A 17,883-nucleotide genomic window follows, 5' to 3' on the forward strand; every position below is an offset into this window, starting at 1 on the left:
CCCGCTTCGGCGGGTTTTTTGTTTTCCGCGCCCCGCTTTTGTCCGCGCCGGCAGATTCGGGACGCAAAAAAACCCGCCAATGGCGGGTTTTTGGTGCGCGCCGCGTTCAACCGGTTAACGCTTGGCGCCGCTCAACTGCTGCGTGGCGTGTTCGGGGGGCAGTTCGCACGCCTCGGTCACGAGCAGATCGTTATCTTTTGCGAAATTCAGCACGAAGTTGAATGCCATGGGCTCGATGTCCTTCAGACGCGAGTCGAGCACCACGCACTTGAGATCGCCGATCATCGTCGGGCGCACGTACAACGAATAGCGCAGATACGCGTTCGGACCCCGTGCATTCGCCGATGCCTTCGGGCCAAAGCTCGACATCACGCCCGCGAGCCGCTCCGACCAGTCGCTCGGGCGAAACTTCTTCCCGTTGCTGGTGATGCCTTGAATGAAGTATTCGGTTGGGGCTTCGTCGGCCATGCAGGAGTACCCGTGTATAGAGCTGCCGGTGCGCTGGCTGTCGCTTCTTACCTTCGCCGCCCGGCTCGTCAGCCCGCTCGTCGTGCCAGAAAAATCTTGAAGATTATAACTTACCGACCGTTTTGACGCACCGCACACAAGCCCCGAAAAGCGGAGCAAAGCGCCGTCTTTCCGGCGCTTTGCAAGCATGCGCGAGGCGCGGCAGCGGCGCGCACGAACCGTACCTCCGCCTTTCGGCCAACTCGTCAAATTCGGCAAAATCCTTTATGCTGCTTCGACTTACCACCAACCGCAGCGGCGTCGCCCGGCCCTTTCTGCAGTTCAAGGCCGGATCGGGCGCCGTTTTCGTTTCATGACCTCCCGGACCATACGCCATTACCTCCAGTTCAAGGATTTCTCCCTTGACGAATATGAATATGTGCTGGAGCGCGCGCGCATCCTGAAGCGCAAGTTCAAGAACTACGAGACGTATCATCCGCTGCACGACCGCACGCTCGCGATGATCTTCGAGAAGAACTCCACGCGCACGCGCCTCTCGTTCGAAGCCGGCATCTTCCAGCTTGGCGGCCATGCCGTGTTCATGAACACGCGCGACACGCAGCTCGGGCGCGGCGAGCCGATCGAGGATTCGGCGCAAGTCATCTCGCGCATGGTCGACATCATCATGATCCGCACGTTCGGCCAGGAGATCATCGAGCGCTTCGCCGAAAGCTCGCGCGTGCCGGTCATCAACGGCCTGACGAACGAATATCATCCGTGCCAGGTGCTCGCCGACATCTTCACGTTCTACGAGCATCGCGGCCCGATTCGCGGCAAGACCGTCACGTGGATCGGCGACGCCAACAACATGCTCTACACGTGGATCGAAGCCGCGCAGATCCTCGGCTTCAAGTTGCGCATCTCCACGCCGCCGGGTTATCCGCTCGATCCGGCGCTGGTCGCGCCGGAAAGCCAGCCGTTCATCGAAGCGTTCGCCGATCCGAACGAAGCGTGCGCCGGCGCCGACCTCGTCACGACCGACGTCTGGACGAGCATGGGCTTCGAGGCCGAGAACGAAGCGCGCAAGAAGGCATTCGCCGACTGGTGCGTGGACGCCGAAATGATGGCGCGCGCCAACGCCGACGCCCTTTTCATGCACTGCCTGCCCGCGCATCGCGGCGAGGAAGTGAGCGCCGAAGTCATCGACGGCCCGCAAAGCGTGGTCTGGGACGAAGCCGAAAACCGCCTGCACGTGCAAAAAGCGCTGATGGAGTTCCTGCTGCTGGGCAAGCTCAATCACTAGGCGTGGCGTTGTTCGCCGCAAGGAAAAACCGGGACCTGCGTCCCGGTTTTTTTTCGTCCATCGGCCGCGTCAGACCGTCTCGCCGAGCCGCCGCGCCAGCGCCTTCAGCAAAGGCGCGACGCGCTCGCGGAACACCTCCGGCCCCATCGACGAAGCCGGACCGCTGCAACTGAGCACGAGCCAGCGCCGTTCGCGCGGCTCGCGAAACGGCACCGCCACGGCGTTCACGTCCTCGTGCCAGTCCCGGAACGAATAGCAGCACCCTTCCCGCCCGAACATTTCGATCTCGCGCTTCGCCGCCTCCACCAACGCCGGCCCCGCCTCGCCGGCCGCCTTCGACAACTCGGCAAGAAGCGCCGTGCGCACGTCGATGGGCTGCACGGCGAGCCAGGCGCGCCCCATCGAACTCGTGAGCATCGAGAGCCGCGAGCCTGAAGCGAGGCCGAGCGTGAGCGCCGTTTCGCTGCGGATCGTCTCGAGATAGATCACGTCGAGCCCGTCGCGGCCGCCGAGCGAGACCGCCGCGCCCACTTCGCGCGCGAACGCGCGCATGTGCGGGCGCGCGAGTTCGAGCGTGTCCGTGCCCGAGAGCAGCGCGAAGCCCAGCGAGAGCACGCCCGCGTCGAGCGCGTATTTGCCGAGCGATTCGTCGAAACGCAGATAGCCGAGCACCGTGAGCGTGTACGCGAGGCGGTTCACGGTGGCTTTCGGCAAGCCGGTGCGTTCGACGAAATCGCGGTTGCCGAGCAGGGTTTCGCCGGGGCGGAACGCGCGCAGCAACTCCAGCCCGCGCGCGAGCGCCACGACAAACTTGCGCTCGTCGACGGGACCGCTCGCGAACGCGGCGGCGAAAGAGGAAGCCACGGACGTCGGTTCAGATTCGGATGCAGACATGGGCGCGCGAGTGAGCTACACTGTGATCAATTTGCAAAACATTGTTCCGCATAGCGGAACTTCCGTCAAGCGTAAATTCGTCCGCACGTATTTGCAAATCGCCCTTTCTAAAATTTCGGGATTCAGGAGAGACGCACCATGGCCGCACACGCTCAGTTTCATTGGGAAGATCCGCTGTTGCTCGACCAGCAGCTCAGCGAGGACGAGCGCATGGTGCGCGACGCCGCCGCCGCCTACGCGCAGGACAAGCTCGCGCCGCGCGTGACGGAGGCGTTCCGCCACGAAAAAACCGACGCCTCGATCTTTCGCGAAATGGGCGAAGTGGGCCTGCTCGGCCCGACCATTCCCGAGCAATACGGCGGCCCCGGCCTCAACTACGTCGCCTACGGGCTGATCGCGCGCGAAGTGGAGCGCGTGGACTCGGGCTATCGCTCGATGATGTCGGTGCAGTCGTCGCTCGTGATGGTGCCGATCTTCGAATTCGGCTCGGACGCGCAAAAGGAAAAATATCTGCCGAAGCTCGCGAGCGGCGAATGGATCGGCTGCTTCGGCCTCACGGAGCCGAACCACGGCTCCGATCCGGGCAGCATGGTCACGCGCGCGAAGAAGGTGAACGGCGGCTATTCGCTTTCGGGCGCGAAGATGTGGATCACGAATTCGCCGATCGCCGACGTGTTCGTCGTATGGGCAAAGCTCGAGGAAGACGGCAAGGACGAGATCCGCGGCTTCATTCTGGAAAAAGGCTGGAAAGGTCTCACTGCGCCGGCGATTCACGGCAAGGTGGGTTTGCGCGCGTCGATCACGGGCGAAATCGTGATGGACGAAGTGTTCGTGCCGGAAGAGAACCTCATGCCGGGCGTGAAGGGCCTGCGCGGCCCGTTCACCTGCCTGAATTCGGCGCGCTACGGCATCGCCTGGGGCGCGCTCGGCGCGGCGGAGTCGTGCTGGCACACGGCGCGTCAGTACACGCTCGACCGCAAGCAGTTCGGCCGGCCGCTCGCCGCGAATCAACTGATCCAGAAAAAGCTCGCCGACATGCAGACGGAAATCACGCTCGGCCTGCAAGGCTGCCTGCGCCTCGGCCGCATGAAGGACGAAGGCACGGCCGCCGTCGAAATCACGTCGATCATGAAGCGCAATTCCTGCGGCAAATCGCTCGACATCGCGCGTCTCGCGCGCGACATGCTGGGCGGCAACGGCATCTCCGACGAATTCGGCGTGGCGCGCCACCTCGTGAACCTCGAAGTCGTCAACACCTACGAAGGCACGCACGACATCCACGCGCTGATTTTGGGCCGCGCGCAAACGGGCATCCAGGCGTTCTTCTGATTTGCGGTGCCTTGATTCGCGGTGCCTTGCTTCGCGGTACCCTGAATCGCCATTCCCGCGTCGCGCGACGGCGCGGTGAAAAAAACGCCGCACGGTTTCAAGCCGTGCGGCGTTTGTTTTGGTGCATCGGGCTCGCATGCGGTGCCGCACGCGAGCGATCGCGCGAACCGCTTACTTATTCGGCTGCGGCGTGAGGCGCAGATACGGACGCACGGCCTTGTAGCCCTTCGGGAACTTCTGCTTGATGACTTCCTCGTCCTTCAGCGACGGCACGATCACGACGTCGTCGCCCTGCTTCCAGTTGCCGGGCGTCGCGACCTGATGGTTGTCGGTGAGTTGCAGCGAGTCGATCACGCGCAGCACCTCGTCGAAATTGCGGCCCGTGCTCGCGGGATACGTAATGATGAGACGCACCTTCTTCTTCGGGTCGATGACGAACAGCGAGCGCACGGTGAGCGTTTCGTTCGCGTTCGGATGAATCATGTCGTACAGCGTGGAAACCTTGCGGTCGGCGTCGGCGAGAATCGGGAAGCCGACGTTCGCGGCCTGCGTCTCGTTGATGTCCTTGATCCACTCGTTGTGCGACTGAGCGCTGTCGACGGAGAGCGCGATCGTCTTGACGTCGCGCTTTTCGAACTCGTCCTTGAGCTTGGCCGTGAGGCCCAGTTCGGTGGTGCAGACCGGCGTGAAGTCGGCCGGATGGGAAAACAGCACGCCCCAGCTATTGCCCAGCCACTCGTGAAACTTGATGCGGCCAATGCTCGAATCCTGCTCGAAGTCGGGTGCGATATCGCCAAGACGAAGACTCATGGTGCGTTTCCTTTGAACGTGGTGTGACGAAATGGGCGCGCGGCCCGCCGAACCGTACAGTTTCGGACTTTATGCACAGATATCAAGCATACAGGCAGCAAGGGCGAACCGATAACGAACATCGCCTCACACCGGTATGAGTTTTTGTAATTTTGAAAGCCGGGACGGAAACTTTGCGTGCCGGATCAAGTCCCTACGATTCGTCCCCGCGCGATGCGCGGGATCGTCGCTCCGGTTTCATCCGTGCCCGCGCCCGGCCGCGGCTTGCTTGCCTCGTTCGCAAACCACGATGCGGCGCGGCGAAGCGGGTACGGATCGTGCGCGCAAGGATGCGCATGACGGCGCGTCACGCTTGCCAGCGCCCGTATCTTTGTTACGATTCACGCGTGATGTGACACGAATGGAGCCAGTCAATGTCAGAAGTCAATAAGGAGAGGCTGATGTCCGATATCAAAACCGTCCTCGCGGATGCCGAGGATCTGCTCAAGCAGGCTGCGAGCGCAACGGGCGAGCGCGCTTCCGAGTTGCGCGAAACGGCACTCTCGCGGCTAAAGCAAGCCAAGGAAAAAGCCGCCGACGTTCAGGTCGTGGTGGTCGAGAAAGGCAAGAAGGCAGCACGCGCCACCGACGACTACGTTCACGAACATCCGTGGGCTTCCATCGGCATTGCAGCCGGCGTGGGCGTGCTGGTCGGCTTGCTGATCAACCGCAAGTAAGCAGGCGCCTTGCGGCGAGCGGCGGCCATGCCGCGCTTGCCGCAAACGCGCCACGCGGCTTGCGGCTGACGAGCGCCGCTGGTGCTCGCCGGTGCAGCTAGTGCAGCTAGTGCAGCTAGTGCTCCTAAGCTTGCAACAGCGAACTAGCGGCCCGCCAGCGTTCGCGTGATCGGTTGCTTGACCGGTTGGCGTGACCGTCTTGCTCGACTAAGCCCGCGTCCGCTGTGTCGCCGGCTGAATCGCTGCGGATAGTCTCGCCGCAAAGCAATATCTTGCCGGGCCGTTCGGCCGGCTGTTTTTTCTCGCGCGCCGTACGCGCATTGGCTCGCGCAACCTGCCCTCGCCATGACGACAGACCACAATTCGCAGCGACAGGAACACGGCCCGTTGCGCCGCCTGCTAGGTTCCGCGTTCTCGATCCTGCAAACGCGCCTCGAACTCATCGGCATCGAACTCGCCGAGGAGAAAGAGCGGCTCATCGGCGTGCTCTTTCTCGGCCTCGCCGCGATGATGCTCGCCCTACTCTCGCTGATCGCGCTCACGGCGCTCGTCGCCATCGCCTTCTGGGATACGTGGCGCTGGCAAGCGCTCGCCTGCATCACGGCCGTCTATGCGATTGCCGCGATCGTGTGCGCACTGAAGGCGCGCAGCGGACTGCGCAATGCACCGATCGTTTTTCAGACCACGCTCGAAGAGTTCGAGAAGGATCGTGAAATCCTGCGCCGGCCTTAAGCGCATTCCGCCGGCAAGCCGCCGGCTTTCCCACGACGCTTCCCCTGATAGCCGCGACCCGACGCCATGAGCCAACCCCGCCTCGACACCACGTTTCGCCAGACGCGCCCGCGCCCGCACGATCTCTCGACGCCGCAACTGCGCGCGCTGCGCAAGGAATTGCTGCTCGTGCGCGCCAGCGTCGAACGCGCCGAAATGGCCGAAGCGCTGCTGGAAGTGCGCACGGCTGTCACCAACTTCAGTTGGCTGCGCTTCCTCGTGCCGGGTTTCGCCGGTTCGCGAGGCGGCGGTATCGGCGGCCTTGGCGGCATGGGCGCGAGCCTCGGCATGCTGCTCAAGCAGTACCCGATCTTGAGTTCGCTCGCCTCCATCGTGCTGGCCAAGCCGCTGCGTTCGAGCATCGCCTCGGCTGCGCGCCCCGCGATCAAGTGGGGCGGCCTCGCCTTCACCGCGTGGGAAGCGTACCGCGTGTGGCAGCAGATGCGGCGCCAGCGCGATCCCGCGTCAAACCGCCCACGCCGCAACGCGGTCGATGACGGCGATTTCACGGGTTGATTCGCGGGTTGATTCGCGGTCTATCCATCGGCCTATCCGCCGGTCTATCCGCCGGTTGACTCGCCGACTGATCCGTTGATTGATGCGGCACCTGATTCGCCGGTCGATCCGTTGCCTGAATCACCGGTCTACCGGTCGAACGCTGCAAGCCGCCACGTTTTCGCGCGCGTCAGCGATCCCTCCAGCACATCTGCGTCGAGGCGGCGGCGACCAGTCCGCCGGCGGTCCGGTTACTGCGCGCGCCTGTTGCATCGAGCACGAAGGCGCCGCACGCATCGTCGCGCATCGGCCCGCTTGCCGAGGGCTCGGCGACGATAGCGTAGCCGCCGTTCGACGCATCGGCGGACGCCACGTGCAAGCCATACACTGGCGTTCCCGTCGATGGCGCCTGATCGAAGCCCGCAGGCAGCGCCTGCATCGAACCGTTTTGCGTGTCGATCCACTGCGCCGCGCGATACAACGCCGCCACGGCGTCGATGCGATGACTGCGAGCGATCTGCGCCTGCCAGCCCGGCACGGCAAACGCGGCGACGATGGCGGCGGCCGCCAGCGCGATAACGAGTTCGAGCAGCGTGAACGCACGCGGCCGTTTGATGTTCACTTCTCCTCCTTCGACGCTCAGAACGGTCTCGCGGCAACGCGGCGCCAATGACGCTCGACGCGCATCGCCTCGCCCAAGCCGTCGAAAACCAGTTGCACCTGCGCCCAGCTTTGCGTCTCTTCCATCGCGCCAAAGCCGCGCGCCGTAATCAGATACGCGCGCGCAAACGGCCGGCCGTCGATACGCCACGCTTCGATCACGCATTGCGGCACGCGCACCGAACCGGGCCATGCGGCCAGCGGCGCGAGGGCCGCGCGCTCGAAGCTGCCTTCGCTGCGCCACCCTTGCGGTTCGCCCGCTTGCACCGCGGGCGCCGCCGATACCGTGCCTTCGGCGAGCGCGCGCGAACACAGCACGAGCGCCGCATCGGCTGCATGAAACGACTGAAGTTGATCGGCGACGGCGTTCGCATTGCGCACGCCGAGCAACGTCGATTCGAACCACGCCGCCGACGTCACGAGCATCATCGAAACGATCATCAGCACGACGGGCAGCGCCGCGCCTCGACGCTTCGCTCGCCGATACGAGCATGCGGCGCCCTTCATGATTGCGCCGCCCCGGCATTGCGCAGCGCCACGTGCCGCCAGAACGCCTGGCGAGCGCGGCCGTCCGTGCCGATTGCCTGCGCACCCTCGCAATCGACGTAACGCGTGCGACGCGGAAACGATGCGCCGCGCACCAGCACGCAGAGATCGACGGCGACTACGGCGCTCCATTGCTCGCGCGCCAAAGCCGACGCGTCGACCGCCTGCGTCGCGCCCGCGAGCCAGTAACGCAAGCGCAATCGCTCGACGCCTTCGACAAGCGGCTGCGCCGTGCCGACCTTGCCGGTGCCCTCGCAGTACAACTCGGGCTCGCCGGTCGAACTGCTGGCCTTCGCGTGAAAGCGGTTGACGATTTCGGCGCTGGCCGCGCCCGCAGCCTGGCCGAGGCAATCGGTCGCCTGACCGTTCGATGCAGTCCACGTCGATACGCCGTCGCCGCGATAGCGCACCGCGATGCCGTCCGAGCGATTCGTCAGCGCCTCGCAGGACGGCGCGGCGTCGGTACCCACGGCACGCCCCGCCGCGCAGCCAAAGATCGCGGGACCGGCAAGCGGCGCCGGAGCGTCGGCCGGCACGAAGCCCGCCATCTGGATTTGCTCGCCGATCAGCATCAACGCATTCATGCCCGCCTCGTGGATGCGCGCGGCGTCGGTGGCATAGGCGAATGCCTGACGCTGCGAGCGATATGCCGCGAGCGCGCCCAATACGACGACGAGCCCAAGCGCGACGGCGATCACCAGTTCGAGCAAGGTGTGGCCGCTCGAGCTTGCGGCGGCACGGCGCGGGCGTATCGACATCAGCTTCATCGCAGGAACGCCACGGCGATGCAATCGCGCCCGGCGGCCACCGCCGCACTGGCGCACGAAGCGGCGCGCGGCGATGCGTTTCCGTTTGAATTTGCGTTTGCGTTTGCATTTGCGTTGGTGCCGGTGTTCGCGCTCGCGTTCGAACTTGCCGAAAACGGCGTCGCGGTCCAGTTAACGCTCGCAACCGACGCGTCGCCGCTCGCGCCGTTCGCCGCAAGCTGTCCTTCGGGCACGATGCTCGCCGCAAGCGCCTTCCATCGTTCGCCCGCCGCGGAACCGGCCGCGCCTGCCATGCGCGATGCTTCCGCCCACGCATCGGCAACGAATGCGGCGCGTTCGCGCGCGGCGGCCAGTTGCGCCTGACGCGCGAGACCCAATTGCGTGTTGATGAGACCGAGGCCGCACATCGCCATGATGCCGAGCGCGATGGCCACTTCCAGCAGCGTCGAACCGCATGCCTTTGCACGTGACGCGCGCTTCATGACGACCCCGCGCACGCGCCGTCGCTGATGCGCGCGCGGCCGCCCGCCGCGATGCGTATGCAGCGCCGCCATGCCGTGCCGCGCTGTGCGGCGCTGGCCGTGCGCGGCGCGAATTCGAAATTGCGCAGGCTGCCGATCGTCTGGCCGGCGGGCGGCGAAAACGTGACGGCCGTGAGCGAGGAGGCAATCGAGATTGCGTCGATGGCGGGCTGGATACGCAACGGCACATAAGCGCCCGCGCGCTCGATCATGACCGCCCAGCCGCACGACCAGTCGGCCAGGCCGGACGGACACGCCTTCGCCGTGGCGAGGCAGTTGCGCGCCGTATCGACGCGGCATACGGTGATGCGCGCGTGGCGGCGGATCGCTTCGTTGCGCGCGTAGGCCAGCGTGCCGAGCATGGCGTTGGCGCGCGCATCGATCTGGTCGCGCACGCGCCACGCCACGAACACCGGCGCGGAGACCGTGGCGCAAATCGCGAGCAGCACGATGACGACCATCGTTTCGATCAGCGTGAATCCCGTGCATTTCATCAGCAATCCTTAACGTGAACGGATTGCCGTCAATTTACGGACGAACGCGGTCGCAAACAATTAGCCGAACGGCTAACTGTTCGACGCGGCGCGGGCTCGCGAAAATGCAAGCATCACGACAGCGGCAATGCGGGAAACGGGAGAAAAAGGAAATGCGGGAACGGCAAAAGCGCTCAGCGCTTCTTCGCGGGTGCGGGCGCGGCGGCGGCGCCCGAGCGGCGAAATTCTTCGATCACGTCCTCGAATTCGGAGACGTCCTCGAAGCGGCGATACACCGAGGCAAAGCGCACGAACGCGATCTTGTCGAGATTGCGCAGCTCGCCCATGACAAGTTCGCCAAGGCGCTCGCTGCGCACTTCGCGCTCGCCGCTGCCGAGCAGTTGATACTCGATGCGGGCAACGGCCTCGTCGATCGCGTCGGCGGAGACGGGCCGCTTGCGCAGCGCGAGTTTCATGCTCGCCGCGATCTTGCGGCGGTCGAATTCCGTGCGGCTGCCGTCCTTCTTGACCACGGCCGGCATTGCCAGCTCGACCCGTTCGTACGTCGTGAAACGCTTGTCGCAAGCGGGACAGCGGCGGCGGCGCCGGATCGCGGCGCCGTCTTCGGAAACACGCGAGTCGACAACCTGCGTGTCTTCATGCCGGCAGAAGGGGCAGCGCATGGATCAGCGCGCGGCTTAGCGGTACACCGGGAAGCGCTTGGTCAGCTCGGCGACCTGCGCCTTCACGCGCTCGATCGTCGCGGCGTCTTCCGGGTTGTCGAGCACGTCGGCAATCAGGTTGCCAACCTGCTCGGCTTCCTTCACGCCGAAGCCGCGCGTCGTCATGGCCGGCGAACCGAGGCGCACGCCGCTCGTCACGAACGGCTTTTCCGGGTCGTTCGGGATGGCGTTCTTGTTGACCGTGATGTGTGCGGCGCCGAGCGCGGCTTCCGCCGCCTTGCCCGTGATGTTCTTCGCACGCAGGTCGACCAGCATGACGTGGCTTTCGGTGCGGCCCGACACGATGCGCAGGCCGCGCTTGACGAGCGTTTCCGCCAGCACGCGCGCGTTTTCGACCACTTGCTGCTGATAGGTCTTGAACTCCGGCGTTGCGGCTTCCTTGAACGCGACGGCCTTGCCGGCGATCACGTGCATGAGCGGGCCGCCCTGGATGCCCGGGAAGATCGCCGAATTGATGATCTTCTCGTGCTCGGCCTTCATCAGGATCACGCCGCCGCGCGGGCCGCGCAGGCTCTTGTGCGTGGTCGTGGTGACGAAGTCGGCATGCGGCACCGGGTTCGGGTAGACGCCAGCGGCGATCAGACCGGCGTAGTGCGCCATGTCGACCATGAAATACGCGCCAACGTCCTTGGCAACCTTGGCGATGCGCTCGAAGTCGATGCGCAGCGCGAACGCCGAAGCGCCGGCAATGATGAGCTTCGGCTTGGTTTCGTGCGCGCGCTTTTCGAGCGCTTCGTAGTCGATGTCCTCGTTGGCGTCCAGACCATAGCTCACCACGTTGAACCACTTGCCGCTCATGTTGAGCGCCATGCCGTGCGTGAGGTGGCCGCCTTCGGCGAGGCTCATGCCCATGATGGTGTCGCCCGGCTTGAGCACGGCGAAGAACACACCCTGGTTGGCCTGCGAGCCGGAGTTCGGCTGAACGTTGGCGGCTTGCGCGCCGAACAGCGCCTTCACGCGGTCGATCGCGAGCTGCTCGACGATATCCACGTTTTCGCAGCCGCCGTAATAGCGCTTACCGGGATAGCCTTCGGCGTATTTGTTGGTGAGCTGCGAACCCTGCGCGGCCATGACGGCGGGCGAGGTGTAGTTTTCCGACGCGATCAGCTCGATGTGCTCTTCCTGGCGACGGTTCTCGAGTTCGATCGCCTTCCAGAGTTCGGGATCGACGTTGGCGATGGTGCTTTCGGCTCTGTCAAACATACGGATTCCGTTAAGTGTGTTCAGGTTGACCGGGTCTCGCGCGGAACGCGTAGCAGGTACGCGGCGCTGCTGGCGAAGAGGCCAGCCTTGACGTGGCGGAAGAAGGTGCCGGACACGCGAGGCAGGGCAGCTCCAGCAGCGCTTGATGAAGCGCGCGGATCTTGGCTGCCCAGGCGAACGGCAAAACGGCGCCCTGCGCTTCACGGTGGGTCGTTCCACCTTGAGTTCCCGCTTCCGCGCATGCGGCATTCGCCGCTTTCGCGATTCCGGAACCCTATCGCCAGTTACGCAGGGATTGAGCGCGTAAGTTTATTGGAACGGCCAGGAATAGGCAACCGGCGCCACCGAGCCGGGCCGCCGGTCGCGCGCCGCGCTGCGGCTGACGAGGCCGACGACGTTGTTGCGACTCGCGTAGCTGGCGTGGCTGGCCCGATTCGCGCGGCTGGCACCGGCAGCGCGGGGTCGAGCGCAGGATTCGACGCGAAATCCGCGCGCACGATGAAAACCGCCGACAACACCCCCGCTTTTGCCCGGATTCCGACCCTTCCTTGCCGCAGCGCGGCATTGGAAGTAGGCTTTCCCCTTTCCTCGCCCACCACCGACCAGGGAGCAATCATGATCGTCTTCGTCACCGGCGCGTCCGCGGGCTTTGGCGCCGCCATCGCCCGTGCCTTCGTCAAGGGCGGCCACCGCGTCGTCGCCACCGCGCGCCGCAAGGACCGGCTCGACGCTCTCGCCGCCGAACTCGGCGACGCCCTTCTGCCCTTCGAGCTTGACGTGCGCGACCGCGCCGCCGTCGAAGCCGCGCCGGGTGCGCTGCCGGCCGAATTCGCCGCCGTCGACGTGCTCGTCAACAACGCGGGGCTGGCGCTCGGCGTGGAGCCGGCGCAGAAAGCCGATCTCGACGAGTGGGAAACCATGATCGAGACGAACTGCACCGGCCTCGTGCAGGTCACGCACGCGTTCCTGCCCGGCATGGTCGAGCGCAATCGCGGCCACGTCTTCAATCTGGGTTCGGTCGCAGGCCGCTGGCCGTATCCGGGCGGCAACGTGTACGGCGCCACCAAGGCCTTCGTGCGCCAGTTCAGCCTGAATCTGCGCGCCGACCTGGCGGGCACCGCACTGCGCGTGACCGACATCGAGCCGGGCCTGTGCGGCGGCACCGAATTCTCCAACGTGCGCTTTCGCGGCGACGACGCCAAGGCGGCCAACGTCTACAAGGACGTGGAGCCGCTCACGGCCGAGGACATCGCCGACTCCATCTACTGGATCGCCACGCGCCCCGCGCACGTCAACATCAATACGATCGAGCTGATGCCCGTCGCGCAGGCGTTCGCCGGTTTGAGCGTGCATCGCGGGTAAATCCTCCGAAGAATTTATCTTACGATTATCTTTCTATCATCAGTCGTACGAACGGCGTAGGGGCCGCGCGTTCCGGTAGAATGCGCGGCATGGAAAGATTTACCAGCAAGACGGACGCCGCGGCGCCGGCCGCGGGCAGCGATTTTTCGTGGCCCGTGCGCGTCTATTACGAGGACACCGATGCGGGCGGCATCATGTTCTACGCGAATTACCTGAAGTTTTTCGAGCGCGCCCGCACCGAATGGCTGCGCGCGTGCGGCATCGACCAGCGGCAACTCGCGGAGCAAACGGGCGTTCTGTTCGTGGTGCGCAGCACGGCGCTCGACTATCGCGCGCCCGCGCGCCTCGACGACGTCGTCACCACGGTCAGCCGGATCGAAAAAATCGGCCGCGCGTCGGTCGACTTCATGCAGGAAGCGTGGCGCGACGGCACGCTACTTGCAAAGGGCGGCATCAAGGTTGCCTGCGTCGATGGCGCGGCCATGCGTCCCGCTCCCATTCCGGGCCACGTTCACGAGGCTTTGAAGCGTGGGCCACAGAAAGACCTGCTCGCCGTGTCAACGGCCGTGCGGTAATTACCGTTGATACGACGCTAGTGAACTCGCGCCGGTCAATGCAGGACCAAGCAGGGTTCGGCCGCGACGGCACGAAAACTTCCCGAACGCCTACGGAAAGCTTCGCGTTGTCTTGCAGCCGCTCGCCCCTTCCGGGACGTCAAAACGAACCTATATGAACACTACACAAGATCTGTCGATCATTTCTCTCGTTCTTAATGCGAGTATCCTGGCGCAGGCGGTGATGGGGCTTCTTCTGCTCCTTTCGCTGATCTCCTGGACCTTCATCTTCCGCAAGTGGTTTGCCATCCGCCGCGCCCGCGCCCAGACCGAGCGCTTCGAGCGCGACTTCTGGTCGGGCGGCGACCTTCAGGCGCTCTATCAGAGCGCGGCCAACAATCGCCATACGATCGGCGCGCTCGAACGCATTTTCGAGTCGGGCATGCGCGAATTCCTCAAGGCCAAGGAGAAACGCCTGAACGACCCGAGCCTCGTGCTCGACGGCGCGCGCCGCGCCATGCGCGCGGCCTTCCAGCGCGAAATGGACGCGCTCGAAGCGAACCTCTCGTTTCTCGCTTCGGTCGGCTCGGTCAGCCCGTACATCGGTCTGTTCGGCACGGTCTGGGGGATCATGAATGCGTTCCGCGGTCTCGCCAACGTGCAGCAGGCCACGCTCGCGAACGTCGCGCCCGGCATCGCCGAAGCGCTGACGGCCACCGCGATTGGTCTGTTCGCCGCGATTCCGGCCGTCGTCGCTTACAACAGTTACGCGCACGACATCGACCGGCTGGCAATCCGCTTCGAAACCTTCATCGAAGAGTTTTCGAACATCCTGCAGCGTCAGGCCCACTAATCTTCAAAGGAGTCGAAGATGGCTGGCTCTATGCGTTCGAGCATGCGAGGCAACCGCTCGCGCCGGGCAATGGCCGACATCAACGTCGTGCCGTATATCGACGTGATGCTGGTGCTGCTCGTGATCTTCATGGTGACGGCGCCGCTCGTCGCGCCGTCGGTCGTCAATCTGCCGACCGTGGGCGGAGCGTCGCAGCAGCAGCAAACACCGCCCGTCGTGGTGAACATTCGCCCCGACGGCAATCTGAGCGTACGCTACAAGGATGACTCGGGCGCCACGCAGCAGGAAACCATGACGCGCGCCGACCTGAACGGCTTCGTCAACGACCGCGAGCAGAGCCATCCCGACCAGCCGGTCGTGATCGCCGCCGACAAGGCCGTCAAGTACGAAACGGTGATGAACGTCATGTCCGACCTCAAGGCACATGGCGTGAAGCGCGTCGGGCTGCTCGTCAAATCGCAATGACACGGAAGAACGAAACGTATCCGCTGCAACCGCCGCGCGAGCGCGGCACGGGGCGTGCTATTGCGCTTGCCGTGCTGATGCACGTGCTGCTCGCGTTTTTCCTGTATCACGGCATTCACTGGCAGAACAGCACGCCGGCGGGCGAGGAAGCGGAACTCTGGACCGAGGTGCCGGACCTTTCGGCGCCCGCACCGAAGCCGCCGCCGCCCGCGCCCGTGCAACCCGCCCCGCCGCCGCCGCAGACGGAAGACGCCGACATCGCGCTGCAACAGCAAAAGCGCAAGCAGCAGGAGGCGGCGCGCGAGGCGCAACTGGCCGAACAGCAGCAGCGTCTGAGGCAGCAGCAGGAAGCCGAGGCGAAGCGACAGCAGCAACTCGCGGCCGAGCAGGCGGCGCAGCTCGCCGCGCAGCAGAAGGCCGCGAAGCTCAAGCAACAGCAGCAGGAGCAACAGCAGGCCGCGGCCGAAAGGCTCAAGCAGCAACAGCAACAACAGCAGGAAGACGCGCTCAAGAAGCAGCAGCAGGAAGAAGCGCAGCAGAAGCAGGCGAAGCTCGACGCACAGAAGAAGGCCGAAGCCGAAAAGGCCGCGAAGGCCAAGGCGCAAGCGGATGCCCAGGCGAAGAAGCTCGACGCCGAGCGGCGCGCGCGCATCGCGCAGATGCAAGGAGCGATGGGCGGCGGCGACAGTTCGAGCGGCAACGGGCTTGCGAAGAGCGGCAACGGCAGCGGTTCGGGCGGCAATGCAGCATCGGCCGGTTATGCCGACAAGGTGCAGCGGCGCGTGCGGCCGAACATCATTTGGGCCGGCGAAACGGCGGGGCTGGAAACGGTCGTTTCGGTGCGCTGCTCGCCTTCGGGTACGCTGCTTTCGGCGCAGATCACGCGCAGCAGCGGCAACGCGTCCTGGGACGATGCGGCGCTGCGCGCGGTACATCGCTCCGACCCGATGCCGCTCGACACGGACGGCAAGGCGCCGGGCAACTTTACGATTACTTTGCGTCCGGCAGACTAACGGCGCAAATCAGGGGCTTAGATAGCGGGCGCACGGCGGCACGAACGTCGACACTGGAACGTTTCAGGCGTTTAACGGTCTGTCTGCTGTTGCGCGGTCTTACACAATCGCTCTTTCAGGAAACATCACAGCATGAGTTTGATGACGAAGCTTGGCCTGCGAACTCTCGTCGCGTCTTGCCTGATCGCGGTCGGCGGCGCAGCGAACGCACAACTCAACGTCCTCGTCACCGGCGTGGGCTCCACCCAGTTTCCCATCGCCACGGCAAACTTCGCCGGCGAAGCGAACTCGCCCGAGCAGGTCGCCGCCATCGTGCGCGCCGACCTGCAACGCAGCGGCAAGTTCACCAACATCGACGCCGGCGGCACGCCGATCTCGGAAAACGATTCCGTGGATCTCGGCAGCTGGAAGGCCAAGGGCGCCAACGCCTTCGTCGCGGGCAGCGTGAACAAGCTCGCCAACGGCCAGTACGAAGTGCGCTTCAAGCTCTACGACACCGTGAAAGGCGAAGGCCTCGGCGGCCTGGTGCTCACGAGCCCCGCAAGCGGCCTGCGCATGAGCGCGCACAAGGTCGCGGACTACATCTATCAGAAGCTGCTCGGCGACCGGGGCGTGTTCGCCACGCGCCTGTCGTACGTGATCCGCACGGGCGGCCGCTATCAATTGCAGATTTCCGACTCCGACGGCCAGGAAGCGCACATCGCGCTTTCGAGCCCGGAGCCGATCATCTCGCCGGCCTGGTCGCCCGACGGCACCAAGGTCGCTTACGTTTCTTTCGAAAAGAAGAAGCCGATCGTCTACGTGCATGACCTGCCCACGGGTCGCCGCATCGTCATCTCGGACCAGAAGGGCAACAACTCGGCGCCCGCCTGGTCACCGGATGGACGCACGCTTGCGGTCGCACTGTCGCGCACGGGCAACACGCAAATCTTCGCCGTCAATGCCGACGGCAGCGGTCTGCATCGCCTCACGCAAGGCACGACGATCGACACCGAACCCACCTACTCTCCTGACGGACGCTGGATTTACTTCACCAGTGACCGCGGCGGCCAGCCTCAGATCTACAAGATGCCGGCCCAGGGCGAAAGCGCCGGCGCAGCCCAGCGCGTGACGTTCTCGGGCAGCTACAACACGAGCCCGAAGGTCAGCCCGGACGGCAAGCAACTGGCGTACATCTCTCGTACCGGCGGCGGATTTAAGCTGTACATTCAGGACCTGCAGTCCGGCGTCGCCACCGCGCTCACTGATACGACTCATGACGAATCGCCCAGCTTCGCGGCGAACGGTCAGTACCTTCTTTACGCCACTCAGGTGAACGGCCGTGGCGTGCTGGCTGCTGTATCGACCGACGGTCGTACGCGGCAAATCCTGTCCGTTCAGGGCGGCAGCGTACGCGAGCCGTCCTGGGGTCCTTTTATGCAATAACACTTCAGGAGAGCAAAAATGATGTCGAATAAAGTCCGCGTGGCCCTGGCCGTGTTGATGATCGGTGCGCTGGCAGCGTGTAAGTCGGCCCCGAAGGCTGACGAAAACGCAAACGGCGGCGCAATCGGCACGCAACCGAACCCGAACGCCGTCGCCCAAGTCAACGTCGATCCGCTGAACGATCCGAACAGCCCGCTCGCCAAGCGCAGCGTGTACTTCGACTTCGACAGCTATTCGGTCAAGGACGACTACCAGAACGTGATCCAGGCGCACGCTCAATACTTGAAGACGCACCCGGAACGTCACGTCCTGATCCAGGGCAACACCGACGAACGCGGCACGAGCGAATACAACCTCGCGCTCGGCCAGAAGCGTGCTGAAGCAGTCCGCCGCGCGCTCTCGCTGATGGGCGTGCCCGACTCGCAGATGGAAGCGGTGAGCCTCGGTAAGGAAAAGCCGGTTGCGACGGGCCATGACGAAGCATCGTGGGCGCAAAACCGCCGTGCCGACCTCGTGTATCAACAGTAATCGAC

Annotated in this window: 22 protein-coding genes and 1 riboswitch; of the genes, 12 read left to right on the forward strand and 10 right to left on the reverse strand. The window is 64.7% G+C overall.

The window, feature by feature from the left end:
- Positions 1 to 114 precede the first annotated feature (114 nt).
- On the reverse strand, positions 115 to 468 hold the full coding sequence (locus U5805_RS30265) for a DUF3579 domain-containing protein (RefSeq protein WP_322107169.1): 354 nt from the start codon (positions 466 to 468) through the stop codon (positions 115 to 117).
- A gap of 352 nt (positions 469 to 820) precedes the next feature.
- Between U5805_RS30265 and argF the strand changes: the two genes are divergently transcribed.
- The gene (argF, locus tag U5805_RS30270; RefSeq protein ID WP_322107170.1) at positions 821 to 1,750 is read left to right on the forward strand and encodes an ornithine carbamoyltransferase; all 930 of its coding nucleotides are present in this window, start codon (positions 821 to 823) and stop codon (positions 1,748 to 1,750) included.
- Positions 1,751 to 1,819: 69 nt separating this feature from the next.
- Here argF and U5805_RS30275 read toward each other — a convergent pair whose 3' ends face one another.
- A complete protein-coding gene (locus U5805_RS30275) occupies positions 1,820 to 2,644 on the reverse strand; it encodes an IclR family transcriptional regulator (protein WP_322107171.1) in 825 nt (274 codons plus the stop codon).
- A gap of 138 nt (positions 2,645 to 2,782) precedes the next feature.
- Here U5805_RS30275 and U5805_RS30280 point away from each other — a divergent pair, with 138 nt between their 5' ends.
- Positions 2,783 to 3,973, forward strand: coding sequence for an acyl-CoA dehydrogenase (locus tag U5805_RS30280; protein WP_322107172.1), 1,191 nt, complete (start codon positions 2,783 to 2,785; stop codon positions 3,971 to 3,973).
- 171 nt (positions 3,974 to 4,144) lie between these two features.
- On the opposite strand, the gene U5805_RS30285 is transcribed toward U5805_RS30280, so the two are convergent.
- On the reverse strand, positions 4,145 to 4,783 hold the full coding sequence (locus U5805_RS30285) for a peroxiredoxin (RefSeq protein ID WP_322107173.1): 639 nt from the start codon (positions 4,781 to 4,783) through the stop codon (positions 4,145 to 4,147).
- A gap of 413 nt (positions 4,784 to 5,196) precedes the next feature.
- Between U5805_RS30285 and U5805_RS30290 the strand changes: the two genes are divergently transcribed.
- The 3 genes from U5805_RS30290 to U5805_RS30300 all read left to right on the forward strand — a co-directional run bounded on the left by U5805_RS30290 (position 5,197) and on the right by U5805_RS30300 (position 6,786).
- The gene (locus tag U5805_RS30290; RefSeq protein ID WP_007584918.1) at positions 5,197 to 5,499 is read left to right on the forward strand and encodes a DUF883 family protein; all 303 of its coding nucleotides are present in this window, start codon (positions 5,197 to 5,199) and stop codon (positions 5,497 to 5,499) included.
- A 345-nt stretch (positions 5,500 to 5,844) separates the two neighbouring features.
- Complete coding sequence (locus U5805_RS30295) at positions 5,845 to 6,231, forward strand: phage holin family protein (RefSeq protein ID WP_322107174.1); 387 nt, start codon at positions 5,845 to 5,847, stop codon at positions 6,229 to 6,231.
- Between the two features lie 66 nt (positions 6,232 to 6,297).
- Positions 6,298 to 6,786: a DUF3318 domain-containing protein gene (locus tag U5805_RS30300; protein ID WP_322107175.1), complete on the forward strand. Its 489-nt coding sequence runs from the start codon at positions 6,298 to 6,300 to the stop codon at positions 6,784 to 6,786.
- Between the two features lie 169 nt (positions 6,787 to 6,955).
- On the opposite strand, the gene U5805_RS30305 is transcribed toward U5805_RS30300, so the two are convergent.
- From U5805_RS30305 to glyA, 7 genes are all read right to left on the reverse strand, one after another.
- Positions 6,956 to 7,381, reverse strand: a complete 426-nt coding sequence (locus tag U5805_RS30305) for a type IV pilin protein (RefSeq protein WP_322107202.1) — start codon at positions 7,379 to 7,381, stop codon at positions 6,956 to 6,958.
- Between the two features lie 23 nt (positions 7,382 to 7,404).
- A complete protein-coding gene (locus U5805_RS30310) occupies positions 7,405 to 7,932 on the reverse strand; it encodes a hypothetical protein (RefSeq protein ID WP_322107176.1) in 528 nt (175 codons plus the stop codon).
- A complete protein-coding gene (locus U5805_RS30315; RefSeq protein WP_415914692.1) occupies positions 7,929 to 8,729 on the reverse strand; it encodes a PilW family protein in 801 nt (266 codons plus the stop codon). Before U5805_RS30315 ends, U5805_RS30310 begins: the two co-directional genes overlap by 4 nt.
- Before the next feature lie 5 nt (positions 8,730 to 8,734).
- A complete protein-coding gene (locus U5805_RS30320; protein WP_322107178.1) occupies positions 8,735 to 9,220 on the reverse strand; it encodes a hypothetical protein in 486 nt (161 codons plus the stop codon).
- Positions 9,217 to 9,753, reverse strand: coding sequence for a GspH/FimT family pseudopilin (locus U5805_RS30325; RefSeq protein WP_322107179.1), 537 nt, complete (start codon positions 9,751 to 9,753; stop codon positions 9,217 to 9,219). The genes U5805_RS30320 and U5805_RS30325 overlap by 4 nt, the downstream gene beginning before the upstream one ends.
- A 173-nt stretch (positions 9,754 to 9,926) precedes the next feature.
- Positions 9,927 to 10,415, reverse strand: coding sequence for a transcriptional regulator NrdR (nrdR, locus tag U5805_RS30330; RefSeq protein ID WP_322107180.1), 489 nt, complete (start codon positions 10,413 to 10,415; stop codon positions 9,927 to 9,929).
- Between the two features lie 15 nt (positions 10,416 to 10,430).
- Entirely contained in the window at positions 10,431 to 11,678 is a 1,248-nt protein-coding gene (glyA, locus tag U5805_RS30335; protein ID WP_322107181.1) for a serine hydroxymethyltransferase, read from the reverse strand.
- Between the two features lie 160 nt (positions 11,679 to 11,838).
- A riboswitch (ZMP/ZTP riboswitch) is annotated at positions 11,839 to 11,976 on the reverse strand.
- A 317-nt stretch (positions 11,977 to 12,293) separates the two neighbouring features.
- On the opposite strand from glyA, the gene ydfG reads away from it, so the two are divergent.
- From ydfG to pal, 7 genes are all read left to right on the forward strand, one after another.
- Complete coding sequence (ydfG, locus tag U5805_RS30340; RefSeq protein WP_322107182.1) at positions 12,294 to 13,040, forward strand: bifunctional NADP-dependent 3-hydroxy acid dehydrogenase/3-hydroxypropionate dehydrogenase YdfG; 747 nt, start codon at positions 12,294 to 12,296, stop codon at positions 13,038 to 13,040.
- Positions 13,041 to 13,120: 80 nt separating this feature from the next.
- Positions 13,121 to 13,615 (forward strand): tol-pal system-associated acyl-CoA thioesterase, encoded by a 495-nt coding sequence (gene ybgC, locus U5805_RS30345; protein WP_415914691.1) that lies wholly within the window; start codon positions 13,121 to 13,123, stop codon positions 13,613 to 13,615.
- 154 nt (positions 13,616 to 13,769) lie between these two features.
- The gene (gene tolQ, locus U5805_RS30350) at positions 13,770 to 14,447 is read left to right on the forward strand and encodes a protein TolQ (RefSeq protein WP_158951233.1); all 678 of its coding nucleotides are present in this window, start codon (positions 13,770 to 13,772) and stop codon (positions 14,445 to 14,447) included.
- Positions 14,448 to 14,465: 18 nt separating this feature from the next.
- On the forward strand, positions 14,466 to 14,912 hold the full coding sequence (gene tolR, locus U5805_RS30355) for a protein TolR (RefSeq protein ID WP_322107184.1): 447 nt from the start codon (positions 14,466 to 14,468) through the stop codon (positions 14,910 to 14,912).
- A complete protein-coding gene (tolA, locus tag U5805_RS30360) occupies positions 14,909 to 15,925 on the forward strand; it encodes a cell envelope integrity protein TolA (RefSeq protein WP_322107185.1) in 1,017 nt (338 codons plus the stop codon). Before tolR ends, tolA begins: the two co-directional genes overlap by 4 nt.
- Before the next feature lie 132 nt (positions 15,926 to 16,057).
- Entirely contained in the window at positions 16,058 to 17,350 is a 1,293-nt protein-coding gene (gene tolB / locus U5805_RS30365; RefSeq protein WP_322107186.1) for a Tol-Pal system beta propeller repeat protein TolB, read from the forward strand.
- Between the two features lie 18 nt (positions 17,351 to 17,368).
- The gene (gene pal, locus U5805_RS30370; protein ID WP_322107187.1) at positions 17,369 to 17,878 is read left to right on the forward strand and encodes a peptidoglycan-associated lipoprotein Pal; all 510 of its coding nucleotides are present in this window, start codon (positions 17,369 to 17,371) and stop codon (positions 17,876 to 17,878) included.
- Positions 17,879 to 17,883: the final 5 nt, after the last annotated feature.

Source organism: Paraburkholderia sp. J41 (assembly GCF_905220235.1).
Lineage (GTDB): Bacteria > Pseudomonadota > Gammaproteobacteria > Burkholderiales > Burkholderiaceae > Paraburkholderia.

Bases quoted from the DNA above. Each gene is read 5' to 3' on its own strand.
- tolA (WP_322107185.1), top strand. From the start codon at position 14,909: ATGACACGGAAGAACGAAACGTATCCGCTGCAACCGCCGCGCGAGCGC.
- pal (WP_322107187.1), top strand. From the start codon at position 17,369: ATGATGTCGAATAAAGTCCGCGTGGCCCTGGCCGTGTTGATGATCGGT.
- U5805_RS30310 (WP_322107176.1), bottom strand. From the start codon at position 7,932: ATGAAGGGCGCCGCATGCTCGTATCGGCGAGCGAAGCGTCGAGGCGCG.
- ybgC (WP_415914691.1), top strand. From the start codon at position 13,121: ATGCGCGGCATGGAAAGATTTACCAGCAAGACGGACGCCGCGGCGCCG.
- U5805_RS30295 (WP_322107174.1), top strand. From the start codon at position 5,845: ATGACGACAGACCACAATTCGCAGCGACAGGAACACGGCCCGTTGCGC.
- ydfG (WP_322107182.1), top strand. From the start codon at position 12,294: ATGATCGTCTTCGTCACCGGCGCGTCCGCGGGCTTTGGCGCCGCCATC.
- U5805_RS30265 (WP_322107169.1), bottom strand. From the start codon at position 468: ATGGCCGACGAAGCCCCAACCGAATACTTCATTCAAGGCATCACCAGC.
- U5805_RS30320 (WP_322107178.1), bottom strand. From the start codon at position 9,220: ATGAAGCGCGCGTCACGTGCAAAGGCATGCGGTTCGACGCTGCTGGAA.
- glyA (WP_322107181.1), bottom strand. From the start codon at position 11,678: ATGTTTGACAGAGCCGAAAGCACCATCGCCAACGTCGATCCCGAACTC.
- U5805_RS30280 (WP_322107172.1), top strand. From the start codon at position 2,783: ATGGCCGCACACGCTCAGTTTCATTGGGAAGATCCGCTGTTGCTCGAC.
- tolR (WP_322107184.1), top strand. From the start codon at position 14,466: ATGGCTGGCTCTATGCGTTCGAGCATGCGAGGCAACCGCTCGCGCCGG.
- tolB (WP_322107186.1), top strand. From the start codon at position 16,058: ATGAGTTTGATGACGAAGCTTGGCCTGCGAACTCTCGTCGCGTCTTGC.
- tolQ (WP_158951233.1), top strand. From the start codon at position 13,770: ATGAACACTACACAAGATCTGTCGATCATTTCTCTCGTTCTTAATGCG.
- U5805_RS30285 (WP_322107173.1), bottom strand. From the start codon at position 4,783: ATGAGTCTTCGTCTTGGCGATATCGCACCCGACTTCGAGCAGGATTCG.
- U5805_RS30325 (WP_322107179.1), bottom strand. From the start codon at position 9,753: ATGAAATGCACGGGATTCACGCTGATCGAAACGATGGTCGTCATCGTG.
- U5805_RS30300 (WP_322107175.1), top strand. From the start codon at position 6,298: ATGAGCCAACCCCGCCTCGACACCACGTTTCGCCAGACGCGCCCGCGC.
- U5805_RS30275 (WP_322107171.1), bottom strand. From the start codon at position 2,644: ATGTCTGCATCCGAATCTGAACCGACGTCCGTGGCTTCCTCTTTCGCC.
- U5805_RS30290 (WP_007584918.1), top strand. From the start codon at position 5,197: ATGTCAGAAGTCAATAAGGAGAGGCTGATGTCCGATATCAAAACCGTC.
- argF (WP_322107170.1), top strand. From the start codon at position 821: ATGACCTCCCGGACCATACGCCATTACCTCCAGTTCAAGGATTTCTCC.
- U5805_RS30315 (WP_415914692.1), bottom strand. From the start codon at position 8,729: ATGTCGATACGCCCGCGCCGTGCCGCCGCAAGCTCGAGCGGCCACACC.
- nrdR (WP_322107180.1), bottom strand. From the start codon at position 10,415: ATGCGCTGCCCCTTCTGCCGGCATGAAGACACGCAGGTTGTCGACTCG.